General features: G+C 41.5%; 11 protein-coding genes. 5 read left to right on the forward strand and 6 right to left on the reverse strand.

Annotated features, from left to right (window positions below; translation table 11 throughout):
* Positions 1 to 270: 270 nt before the first annotated feature.
* Positions 271 to 1,179 (reverse strand): polysaccharide deacetylase family protein, encoded by a 909-nt coding sequence (locus tag V7K56_RS32930; RefSeq protein WP_334917687.1) that lies wholly within the window; start codon positions 1,177 to 1,179, stop codon positions 271 to 273.
* A gap of 1,603 nt (positions 1,180 to 2,782) precedes the next feature.
* Between V7K56_RS32930 and lepB the strand changes: the two genes are divergently transcribed.
* Complete coding sequence (lepB, locus tag V7K56_RS32935) at positions 2,783 to 3,355, forward strand: signal peptidase I (RefSeq protein WP_334917689.1); 573 nt, start codon at positions 2,783 to 2,785, stop codon at positions 3,353 to 3,355.
* Positions 3,356 to 3,966: 611 nt separating this feature from the next.
* Here lepB and V7K56_RS32940 read toward each other — a convergent pair.
* Both V7K56_RS32940 and V7K56_RS37345 read right to left on the reverse strand, forming a co-directional pair.
* Positions 3,967 to 4,743: an isochorismatase family protein gene (locus V7K56_RS32940; protein WP_334917691.1), complete on the reverse strand. Its 777-nt coding sequence runs from the start codon at positions 4,741 to 4,743 to the stop codon at positions 3,967 to 3,969.
* The gene (locus tag V7K56_RS37345) at positions 4,740 to 5,234 is read right to left on the reverse strand and encodes an IS4/Tn5 family transposase DNA-binding protein (RefSeq protein ID WP_442940360.1); all 495 of its coding nucleotides are present in this window, start codon (positions 5,232 to 5,234) and stop codon (positions 4,740 to 4,742) included. The genes V7K56_RS32940 and V7K56_RS37345 overlap by 4 nt, the downstream gene beginning before the upstream one ends.
* A 28-nt stretch (positions 5,235 to 5,262) precedes the next feature.
* On the opposite strand from V7K56_RS37345, the gene V7K56_RS32955 reads away from it, so the two are divergent.
* Positions 5,263 to 5,589 (forward strand): S1 RNA-binding domain-containing protein, encoded by a 327-nt coding sequence (locus tag V7K56_RS32955; protein ID WP_334917693.1) that lies wholly within the window; start codon positions 5,263 to 5,265, stop codon positions 5,587 to 5,589.
* A gap of 52 nt (positions 5,590 to 5,641) precedes the next feature.
* Here the strand turns inward: V7K56_RS32955 and V7K56_RS32960 are convergent, their stop codons facing one another.
* Both V7K56_RS32960 and V7K56_RS32965 read right to left on the reverse strand, forming a co-directional pair.
* Positions 5,642 to 6,175 carry a ComEA family DNA-binding protein gene (locus tag V7K56_RS32960; protein ID WP_334917695.1) on the reverse strand — a complete coding sequence of 178 codons (534 nt, stop codon included), beginning with the start codon at positions 6,173 to 6,175 and terminating at the stop codon, positions 5,642 to 5,644.
* A gap of 10 nt (positions 6,176 to 6,185) precedes the next feature.
* Positions 6,186 to 6,560, reverse strand: a complete 375-nt coding sequence (locus V7K56_RS32965) for an NINE protein (protein WP_194042368.1) — start codon at positions 6,558 to 6,560, stop codon at positions 6,186 to 6,188.
* A gap of 347 nt (positions 6,561 to 6,907) precedes the next feature.
* On the opposite strand from V7K56_RS32965, the gene V7K56_RS32970 reads away from it, so the two are divergent.
* Both V7K56_RS32970 and V7K56_RS32975 read left to right on the forward strand, forming a co-directional pair.
* On the forward strand, positions 6,908 to 7,840 hold the full coding sequence (locus V7K56_RS32970) for a J domain-containing protein (protein ID WP_334917697.1): 933 nt from the start codon (positions 6,908 to 6,910) through the stop codon (positions 7,838 to 7,840).
* A gap of 126 nt (positions 7,841 to 7,966) precedes the next feature.
* Positions 7,967 to 8,290 carry a DUF1825 family protein gene (locus tag V7K56_RS32975; protein ID WP_104907522.1) on the forward strand — a complete coding sequence of 108 codons (324 nt, stop codon included), beginning with the start codon at positions 7,967 to 7,969 and terminating at the stop codon, positions 8,288 to 8,290.
* Positions 8,291 to 8,547: 257 nt separating this feature from the next.
* Here the strand turns inward: V7K56_RS32975 and V7K56_RS32980 are convergent, their stop codons facing one another.
* Positions 8,548 to 10,473: a transglycosylase domain-containing protein gene (locus V7K56_RS32980; protein WP_334917699.1), complete on the reverse strand. Its 1,926-nt coding sequence runs from the start codon at positions 10,471 to 10,473 to the stop codon at positions 8,548 to 8,550.
* Between the two features lie 173 nt (positions 10,474 to 10,646).
* On the opposite strand from V7K56_RS32980, the gene tyrS reads away from it, so the two are divergent.
* Positions 10,647 to 11,840, forward strand: coding sequence for a tyrosine--tRNA ligase (gene tyrS, locus V7K56_RS32985; RefSeq protein WP_334917747.1), 1,194 nt, complete (start codon positions 10,647 to 10,649; stop codon positions 11,838 to 11,840).
* The last annotated feature ends 7 nt before the right edge of the window (positions 11,841 to 11,847 follow it).

Below are 11,847 nucleotides of genomic sequence, written 5' to 3' on the forward strand. Positions count from 1 at the left end.
CGTAAATCCTGATCTATTACCCGGATCTTTCTTAACATTTGCAAGAGCGATCGCTTGTGTTTTTTCTAAACCTTATTCATTCGTTATTTATTCTCAATAAAAATCTAATTTTAGCGATAAGACTAATAGCTAGTTCGCCAAGTATATCTGAAACTTCAGTATTCAAGATACTTATAAAACAAGTTTTTCAAGATTGTTAATAAAAATGTGAATAATGGATAACTCGCTTGCTTTTAGGCATGGTGCTTTCAGACAACGAGAGAAAAATAATTACTTTTTGTTAGCAAGTAACTTTTGGTCTGTATCTTGGATTTCTAAAAGTTCTGGAATAGTCACAAAGCGATAGCCTTGCTTTTTAAAGTTGCTAATAATTACTGGTAAAGCTTGCACAGTTCTGGAACGATTACCACCACCATCATGCATTAGCACAATCCCGCCAGGTTTTGAATCTTTAATCACGTTATTGATTAACTTTGGTACAGTAGGTAACTTGTAGTCAGTGGAGTCAGCCGACCAGATCACCACAGTGTACTTTTGTCCTTTAGCATAACCAGCTAATCCATTGTGTAGGATGCCACCAGGCGGTCGGAACAGATTTGTTTTGACACCTGTAACTTGATAAATTAAGTCTGTTGTGCGATCAATTTCAAACGCAGCTGCTTGTTGATTAAAGAAGTGATACCAGTGATGCCAAGTATGGTTAGCAATGACGTGACCTTGAGCGACAATCTGTCTTCCTAACTCTGGATAATTTTTTAGGTTCTGCCCGATTACAAAAAACGTTCCTTTGATATTATTTGATTTCAGAATACTTAGCACTTGCTCTGTAGTCTGAGGCCAAGGACCATCATCAAAGGTGAGAGCAATCACTTTCTCACCCTGAGTGAGTTTTGCAGCGTTAATTATTGCCCCCTGAAAACTTGATGGTACAGGGTAGGCTAGACCTTTTGTTTGTGCTTCTTGCTGCCAACTTGTAAGCATCGTCGCCTTTAATTTCTCAATGCGCTGCTGAGTTCCTACGTTTGCAGATACATCCTTGATATTTATACTTGATCTACTCTGAGCCTCCGAAGTATTCGGCCTTAGAAGCATCATAAAAGCAAGACTAAAAACACCACCTAAAGCAAGTAGCGCAATTAATATTCCTTCTGGCCACAGAAACGACTTATTATTTTCCACCTCAAAGCTCCTTCAAAGATCGAACCATCACCACGGTTATGACGGTACGTTATAGCACATTTTTATTAGATATTTAGATACCAGTTGCTTTCTGGTAATCATAAAAATTGGAATTGGTACTAACGAGAATTTAGAATTGATAAGACAGACTATATTGCTTTAACTGAAATCTATATGCTCTAGATTTGGACAGCGTTGAATATACAATACTTGGTACTGTTTAATTTCAACTTAGTCATAAAAGGTAAGCTCTGCGCTTCCACATTCTTACCGCTAAATCTAAGAAGGAGAGGAACACAATCAGATAATTAACCACACTCCAAAATCCTCTTAAATAGGAGTTCTGAATTAGTCGCTGTTTTTTAATTCACCGCTAAGGCAGCATTATCCTTTCAAGTTTTATAGATTTTCAAATAAGATGAACTAAGCTGTCATACCTACAATTTGCACTTTTAGCAGACTGAAGTTTTTTTAGCCAGACTTTTTGACAGTAAAACTGTATAACTTATAACTTAAGTGAATTGTTTGATTAACATACAAAACTACTTACAAGGGCGGGTTGTCTTTAAAAAAAGAGTCTGGTAAACTATTAGCTCTATTTTTGATAGAATATATTTTACTGCCTGTTGTCATTGTTTCCTTTTTAAGAAAAAGTTAAATTTTTAACTGACAGAATGTTACTTTGTACTTTCTATGAAATAGACCAGACGAAAATTGATTCAATATAGTTTCTCACTGCCAAGGGGCATTTATTCTTTAAATCTAGTCACCTTTGACCCATTCAGCAAAAATAATCCTATCAGCAGCTTACTTCTCTTTCGGATGCTGATACTTTAGCCGAAATTGCTGGTAGCTTTCTGTCTGTGAATGTTTTTTTCGATAATTAAGTATGTTTATATCTTAATTAATAGTACAGTTTAATATGCACTGTCACCGTGTAATTACGGAAATTGATTTCGTCGTATATATAGGCAAGTGATTAAAATCACAATAGTATGGTATTTATCCATTGAAGCAATAAAGTCTATACTCATCTTTAAAAGTAGTATTTTTTACTAAAAACGCTTATTTAACCATATTTTTGTATTTAAAAATACATTATTAAATGCAGCTTTACGTAATATCACTTAATAAGACACATCAAAATATATTTTATTGCAACTCAACCTCCAACAAGACAGCCCTCTGCCTTTTTTCAGTAGAGTGAGGTAGATTTTGTCAAACAAGGGGTAGAATATTTTGCAATTTTACGACCAATTTGCTGCTTAAAAAACCTACTGGTTGTATCGCTTTAGCAGTCTATAACTAGCTTGTTTTGCAGGAATAAGCAAAGCTTATGATTATCTCATAACTTGCCTTATAATTACAGTAATTAGAATTTTTATTTTTAATTATCTATTTAGCAATTCTAATTATTAGCTTATATTACCTTAAACAAGTCATAGTTTATTTACAGTACTTTTGCTTACCTTTTGTCAAGGAATAAGTGTATTATTTAATGTCTGTATAGGTTGACCCTAAATCCTGTTTTCCTATTAATATACCTTTTGAGTCAAAATAATCAAGGTATTTGTCTCACTTCTAAAACTGGCTAGAAACTTTTATGATTCCTCACGAAAGTGATGCAAAAGAAGAGCGTGCGTCGTTAAAAGTATGGCGTAGTTGGCAAGAAAATCTGATTTTAATTGCGATCGCACTGGGTTTGGCATTCCTAATCAGGACTTTTATCGCCGAACCCCGCTATATACCTTCTGACTCGATGTTACCCACCTTACATACTGGCGATCGCTTGGTAGTTGAAAAAATCTCCTATTATTTTCACCCTCCCATAACTGGAGATATTATTGTTTTTCAGCCACCCGCAGAACTACAACGTCGAGGATATCCCAAAGACCAAGCATTCATCAAGCGAGTTATTGGCCAGCCTGGTGAGGTAATTAGTGTTGCTTCTGGCAAAGTCTACCTCAACGGTCAACCCTTGACAGAAGACTACATCGCTGAACCTCCAAACCAGCCATATCGACCAGTGAAAGTCCCAGAAAACGAATTTTTCGTTATGGGAGATAATCGCAACGATAGTAATGATTCTCGTTATTGGGGCTTTTTACCCAGAAAAAATGTCATCGGTCGGGCAACATTTCGCTTTTGGCCTCTTGATCGCATTGGGTTTATATGATTTTGGATTGAAATAGATAGTGAAGGTACGGGATTATTTTTTGATTCCTGCGGAATTTTTTGAACTCGTGCAAACAGTAATAATTTATAAAGCTCCTCAGAAGGGAAAAGGGCAAAAATTTCTCAAGGATGGTTTTCATCCTCCTGATTTCCCATACAATCCTCCCAATACTGATGGAAAATGTTATTTTGCTGCTCCGAGCAGCAGGAATCTTGCCACAAATTATTTTTGATTTTGAACCAATTTCCTAGATTTTTAAAGCTGGAGTAATTCTGACTTTTCACGGGATGTGGAAAAGGAGAATTGGTTCGCCACGCGGCATCGCGAACCAGTCCGGCTCATTTTTTGTATTTAGAGGTTTCCTTAAGTAAATCTTTCAAACCCTGGTTAAGAGTTTCAATGGAACGGGCTAAGGCTTCAATTTTAGCTCTGACAGTGATTTGCTCAAGAGCTTCCAAGTACGCAAGACTACCAGCTTTACCTAGATGTTTGTATTTAGAAAGCTTGCCTAATGTCTTAGTTGGAGGGTATGGTACGAACGGTCACAATCCCTCACCCTACCACCTGTTGCTCCTGTTTTTGCAACACAGCCGTCGTAGATGCTGGGTTGCTTACTTCACCATCCCAAACGGATCAGAAACCGCGTGTTGGTTGGCGTTATTCCAGAAGTTCCCGATCACAAAGGCATACTCCGGCAGGTTCTGATTGAATGGGTCGAGCATGGCGTTGGCAGTAGGCAGCTTCCAGTCGGCCTGCAACTCACAGGCCAGGGCGAAGGTGGTGACCAACTCGGCCCCCGCGTTGCTCATGCGCGACATGGCGGCTTCCGTCTCGTAGCGGTTCCAGGCCCCGCAGGCGTCTACGACCGGGAACACCTTGTAGCCGTCGTTGAGCATGGAGAGCGTCGGGAAGGCACAGCAGGTGCCGATCGTCACGGCGGCGATGATGATGTGCCGGCGGCCCGTGCTTTCCACGATGCCCTCCAACGCCTGGCGGAAGGTTGGGTCCTCGTAGCAGTTGATGATGCCGGTGCGCCGGTAGATCGGCTGGTCGGGGAAGAGTTCCTTGATCTCGGGCAGCGTATCGCCGTTTTGCCACTGGGCGTTGGAAGAGGTGATGAGGGTCGGGATGTTGAGTGTCTTGGCGGTGCGCGCCAGACCGACCACGTTGCTCTTGTACTCGGACAGGGACACGAAGTCACGCACGCCGACCATGAGGCCGATCTGGTGATCGACCAGCAACATGATACTGTTGTCCGGCGTGGGCTTGTCGTGGGCGTAGCGGCCAGCTTTGCGGGCCTCGTCGGCGGAGGTTTTGTTGGGTAGAACGCCGTCGGCGATCGGGCTGATGATGTCGCTGGGGCGCTGTGGAGTGGATGGATTGCTCATGGTTGTTTTTCTTGCGTACGCTGTTTTTTGTGTTCCGGTTCTTCAGATAAAGGTGTTTTTTGGCTTTTTTCTCGATGCCATAACTTCTGCCATAGTAGCCCCAATGGCTGACCAAAATCCGGGTCTAATGCTAGAGATGTGTGTAGAATTAGTCCATTTCCACTATTTCCAATTGGACCATAATTCTGACGCTTATCTAAGATTTTTTTGTAATCAAGAAAACTCGTATCCCCTGCCGCTAGCACAACTGGCATGCCATTTATTTGAAGCGCTGTTTGTTTAAACGAGGGTTGAGTCAACTTTTCAAACGTTGTTTTGGGGTTAGAGAAAAATTCGTAACTACGTTTGAGATCGCTAGCACTTTTAAATACTGTTGACAATGGCTTAGCGTATTTTACACCAATAGCATCTGCAATCGATACTGCTCGTTGGGTTAATCTCTTGTCTCCTAAATCACACTCACAATACGGGTTTTTCTCTAACGTTCTCATTTTCACTGGTGTCACTCACACTACACTTATGACGACAAATGATTTTTGGAACCAAGTAAAGTCTAAGTATCGCCTTGGAGAACTCATTGAGGGAAAGGTTGAGTATCACGCTCCATTTGGGATCTTCATTGATATTAGTGATGAAAATGTAAGAGGCATTATCCAGATTACAGATTTTGTAGATACAGGATATATGACCCCAGAGATGTATCCTAATATCGGTTCAACGATAGAGGCAGTTGTTGTTGGCTACACAGAAGATGACCGTAAACAAGTTTGGCTAAGTGTGAAACCCAGCATATTGCAAAAAGCCTTTTCACGTCTCAAGGTTCCAGCTACAACTGAGAATTTGTGACAGTGTAGTTGAACTCTGAAAACAGCTGAAATCAAAGAGATTAAATAACCTTTTAAAAACGGAGAAAATACATCAGTTGAGCGATCGCATCACCAGTTAACTCTAACCGCCGCTGGAAATCAGCCAGGTTACGGTAAGGCCCGGCTGATTGGCGATTTTGCACCACTGCTTGCGCCAAAGATAAATCTATGAATGGAATTTGTGCTAATTTTTCAACGGTTGCTGTGTTCGGGTTAATTAAATGCGTAGGATTTTCTAATGATTCGTGGTCATAGTAAATAAAATTCAGTAGAGGCTTTAATGGCTCTAGGCGTGGCGCTGGCATACCCAAAGCCGCAGCGATATCTTCAATACAGTAAAATTTCACACCCGAATGTGAAAGTTCCACAAGCGATCGCGCTTGGTGAATTGACAAACCTGGTAGGCGTAACCAATCATCTACAGTCGCTTGATTAGCATCAATGCGGATACCTAATTTAGCCGCTATCTGAATTTCTTCCCCAGATTGTAGACGATAGTAGGGATCGTTGAGGAGCTTGGCGCGGAGTTTTTGCAGTCTAGAGTTTAAAGGTAGCCAGTTGTTCATGTCGCTTACCTCAAGAAATCTGGTCTAGCAATTGGCGGCGCTTTTGTTCAAATTCATACTCTGAAATTAGTCCATCTTGGCGCAGAGCATCTAATTCTCGCATTGCATCAGCGATCGCTCCTACCTGATTAATCGCCTTTTGTGAGTTCCTTGCTGCTGACTTCCCTAGATTAAAGTTACGATCAAAAGCTTCTTCGTCTTGGGCTAAATACCAAACTCCCTCAATCGCACTAGCTACCTTGGGAATAGGCGTCCAGGAAAGCAACACATATAAAACACCCCACAACGGCTGTCCCAGATAGAATTTATGTAATCCTGAAATTGTCAGCGTGCCAGAAAAAGCTAAAACAGCGGCAACACTTCGACTTTTGCGCTTAGTCAACATATTTCTAATAAATATACGAATCCCACAGTTCCGACAATAAGACAGCCAAAAGGCACAGAAACAATTCAAAACTTAATCATTTAAAATTCCATAAGTTCGCGTAGCGTTTCGTAGAGAAGAAAAGTAATTTAGTAAACATCCTGGCTATATTGCCAAATTTATAATGACTAGTCACCATATAAATTCATTTTAGTCAACTACTCTGTCTTGCCCTTCGGACTTTCAGACTTTTGAGTGGTAAGTCCCACAATTTAATAAATACTTGAAGAAATTTGAGTAAGTTTCACATGACTGTGCATTCAGCTTTGATGCTAATTTTAAGTTTTTAATAGATTTAGATTACTACGATGTCACAGACCTTCCAACCGCCAGAATGGTTTAAACAGCTTTGTGATCCTTACGCTGTGCTAGGAATTTCTGTGAGTGCTGACGATCGCCAGATTTTTAAACGCTATCACACTTTAGCGAAACTGCTACATCCTGATCGCTATGCTAAAAGCTGCAATCCAGACCGAGAATTAGCAACTGCAATACTTAGCTATTTAATCAATCCAGCTTATGAACAACTCAAAAATCGACACAAACGCTTGATTGCTATAGCCATGCTGCGATCAGACGCAAAAGTATTACAGCAGCAAGCTTTGTGTGAACAAAGTGCCATAGCTAAGGAAATTATAGAAATGTCTGCACCCCAAGCAGAATTGTTTTATGAAGAAGCGATCGCCTGCTATGCAGAAGCTCAATACAAATCACTCCATCAGTTTTATCAAGTTACGCAACAAATTAGTATACTGAACTTAGTTTATTTACAGTTGCATAAACCTGACCTATTTCTCCCGCAAAAACCCGTTTGCATCATCCCTGAAGTAGAAGTCAAGCCAGTTGAATTGACATTAAATGAAAAAACCAATGTCAAACCAGTTTTGACAAACTACGCTCAACGTCACTACCAGCGAGCTATTGATTACGCCAAGCTAGCCAATTGGGCCCTAGCCGTGCAAGAACTGCGAGATGCTATCAAACTAGAGCCAAATAACAGCGACTATTATGCCTTATTAGGTTTAGTACATCTAAAACAGAAATTTATTGGGATGGCCAGGGTTTACATCCGTCAAGCATTAAAACTTAACCCGCAAGATTCACTAGCTCTGAAATACGCTACCAGATTGAAAATTGAACAGGGTGAAAATACCAATCCTAAATCAATGGCTAAAGCTCTGAGTATTGCGGCTTTATTAAGTCGATTTAACAAGGGGAAACGTTCTCAAGTCAAGTGTTGAAATTTCGGTAACAAACCGTACTAAAACCGAAGCTTCGTGACTAGATTACTCCCCTAGACTAAAATAATAAATAGAAGTAAAACTATTAAGCTACTGAGTCTGGGCGCTCAGTTTAATATAAGCAATATGGGATTCTTCGATTCTGAAATAGTTCAGCAAGAAGCAAAACAGCTGTTTGAGGATTATCAAGCGCTGATCAAGCTTGGCAACAGCTACGGCAAATTTGACCGCGATGGCAAAAAGCTGTTTATTGAGCAAATGGAAGCCATGATGGATCGATACCGCATCTTTATGAAGCGCTTCGAGTTATCAGAAGATTTCATGGCACAAATGACAGTAGAACAACTGAAAACACAATTAGGTCAGTTCGGTGTCACCCCGCAACAAATGTTTGACCAAATGCACCTAACTTTAGAACGGATGAAAGCCGAGCTAGAAAAACAGCCCTAGTACTGCAAGGCGGAAGTCAAAAGGAGCCAGTGCGTTGGGCGGCTCTGCCGACTTGAAGCAACTGGCGTTCAAACAAAAGTCAAAAGAATTGTATTTCGGGCTTTTACACCATTTGAAATGGTATGTTTATTTACGCCGTGCTGTACTAGTCAAGTTTAGATTTTGCGGAAAGTCAGATCGCCGGAAGTCGGCACTCCAACTTTCCAAGACAGATTTTGGATTCATTAGCAATCCAAAATTCAAAATCTAAAATTAAATTATTGTGACTTGGGACGAGAAAACTGCGAAGGTGGCTTGAAGTTTTCTACTGGTACGTTCTTGAGTGCCTTATCCATAAAATCTTTCCAAATGGGAGCGACCATAACACCACCTGTGGCATGGTCAGCTAATTGTCTGTTGTCATCTCTCCCTACCCAGACAGCAGTTGTCAACTGTGGCACAGTACCAACAAACCAAATATCTTTTTCTGATGATGTTGTTCCGGTTTTTCCGGCGGCTGGGCGACCGATAGCAGCACCTTTACCTGTACCTTCAGTGATTACCGATCGCATTACATCGATAATTGCTGCTGATGCCCACTGATCGAGGACTAGCTGTGGTTTAGGGGTGTTATCTAGCAACACGTTACCACTACTATCGGTGACACGGGCAATTACAGTTGGTGGAGATTGCCAGCCATAATTAGCAAAAGTAGCGTATGCACTAGCCATTTCCAGAGGTGTGACACCAATTGCCCCAAGTGGTAAGGAAGTCACAGGTTCCATCGGACTTGTAATCCCCAAGGTACGACACGTTTCTATGACTCTATTCATCCCCACAGCTTTACCAATCTTGATGACGGGAATATTTCGCGATTGGGCTAAAGCTGTGCGGATTGGCATCGCTCCCCTAAAACCGCCATCATAATTTCTTGGAAAGTACCAACCGTTACCATCTCGATAGCTAACTGGGGCATCGACGACCGTTGAATCTGGCGCATACTTACCACTAGCAAAAGCAGTATAGTATACAAATGGTTTAAAAGAAGATCCGGGCTGCCGTTGAGATTGAGTTGCACGATTGAATTCACTAGTCTTAGGATCTATACCACCCACTAGTGCTTTGATAAAATGTGTGCGCGGATCAATTGCCACCAGAGCCATTTGATTCTTAGATAATCCTTGCCCCAGAAGTGTTTTATGCCACTTACTAACAGTTTCCTCCGCCATGACTTGAAAGTTGGCGTCGACTGTAGTTTGCACCCGCATTCCACCTTTAAGTAGTGTCTCACGCCCAAACTTTTTAGCTAACTCCTGCGCTACTGTATTAGTTACATAGGGTAGGGCACTACCTTGAAAGGATTTGATTTTTCCAAGTTTGATTTCTTGCTTGAGGGCATTGTCGTATTCTGACTGGCTGATCCAGTTCAATTCCAGCATCCGTCCTAGCACTTCTTTTTGTTTCTGTTTTGCCAGCTTCATGTTCACAAAGGGGCTGAATTCTTCTGGCGCTTGGATTAAACCCGCCATCATTGCTGACTCACCCAAGCTTAAATATTCTGATGACTTATTAAAGTAACTGCGGGCTGCCGTTTGTACACCATAATTGTTATGACCCCAATAAACTTGATTGAGGTACATTTCTAATATTTGGTCTTTAGTGAGAATTTGCTCTAACCGGATTGCTAGCACAGCTTCTGCTAATTTGCGGGTAAAGGCACGCTTGCGAGACAAAAATAGGTTTTTTACCAATTGCATGGTGACAGTAGAGCCACCCTCTCGGACTCCACCTGCTGCTGCATTAACTACTACAGCACGTCCGACGCCGACGGGGTTAATACCGTGGTGATCGTAGAAGTGACTATCTTCACTTGCCAACACTGCCCGTTTTAAGTTTGGGGAAATTCTATCTAGAGGTACGACTTCCCGGTTGGCTTCTCCGTGGACACTGGCTAAGAGTTTACCCTTAACGTCATAAATGTAAGTTGTTTCTGAGGGAAAGAAGTTACGTAGCTGTCTCACATCTGGCAAATTACGGAAACTGATGGCTAAACCAACTAGTCCTCCGGCTACAATGGAACTTGCCAGCATGGTGATTGAGAGGAGAGTACCGCCAGTTACCTGACCAACTCCTTTCAAAAACTCAAAACCTGATGAAGCCCGACGCTGTGGCTGTTTATCTTCAAAAGTCCTAGACGACGACACGGCTATTTCACTTCCTCACTTGTAAATTTAACTGTAATTGATTGGGTGAAGCAAGGCGGTTAGTTTTTTGCAATTATAGTAGTTTGGCAGATGAGAAAGTGGATAAATTGCCAGTGAATATAACCAACTTAACTTCGAGTGTGCAAAACATAGCTAATAACCAATCTCTTCGGATGACGCAAGATATGAATTGGTTGCGTCGTGGTGTAGTAGAAGTATTCCCACAATCAGATGATGTTAACAGCGAAAGTTTAGAAAGGCTTTTGCTAACTACACAACAACCTTTAAGGATCAAATTAGGGATTGACCCTACAGGTACTGATATTCATCTTGGTCATAGCATACCAGTACGAAAACTGCGAGGATTTCAAGATGCAGGTCATACAGCAGTTTTAATTATTGGTGATTTTACAGCACGTATTGGCGATCCAACTGGTAAATCTGAAGTGCGTCGTCAGCTTACAGAAGCAGATGTAGCTAAAAATGCTCAGACTTATTTAGATCAAGTACGTCCTATCTTGGATTTTGACACACCTGGAAGGTTAGAGGTGCGTTATAACTCCGAATGGCTCTCTGGTTTAAACTTAGAGAAAATTTTGGAGTTACTCTCCACGATGACGGTGGGACAGATGTTAGCGAAGGAAGGATTTGCCGATCGCTATAAAAAAGAGAATCCGATTTTTATCCATGAGTTCCTGTACCCGTTAATGCAAGGTTTTGATTCGGTTGCCGTTGAGTCAGATGTGGAATTAGGTGGCACTGACCAGAAATTTAACATTGCTGTCGGCAGAGATTTACAGCGCCATTTTGGTCAAAAGCCCCAATTTGGTATGCTGTTGCCAATTTTGATTGGCACGGATGGCGTGCAAAAAATGTCTAAGTCTTTAGGTAATTATATCGGATTATCAGAACACCCAGGACAAAAGTATCAAAAGTTGCAAGGAGTTCCCGATCATCTGCTGTCAGAGTATTTTGAACTGTTGACGGATTTACCTTTGGATCAACTGCCAGAAAATCCCCGCGATCGCCAAACACTCTTAGCATGGGAAGTTGTGAAACAGTACCACGGTGAAACCGCAGCCCAAGAGGCGAAAGAAGCAGCCCAAAGTGGCGGTAAGGAAGGTGCAGTTCCAGAATTTTCTCTAGCAGCTGGCGTACAGCAATTTCCTACTAAGTTAGCGTATATTCTCAATGTCACTGGCTTGTGCAAAAGTACCGGGGAAGGAAAGCGAAAAATTCAAGAAGGTGGAGTGCGCCTAGATGGCGATCGCATCACTGATGCTGATACCACTTTTGATGCTCCTAGTGAATTACAAGGTAAAGTTTTACAAGTTGGAAAAAATAAGTTTGTGCGCTTAGTACCCTAAATTGGGA

It is taken from the genome of Nostoc sp. (genome assembly GCF_036917535.1).
Classification (GTDB): domain Bacteria; phylum Cyanobacteriota; class Cyanobacteriia; order Cyanobacteriales; family Nostocaceae; genus Nostoc.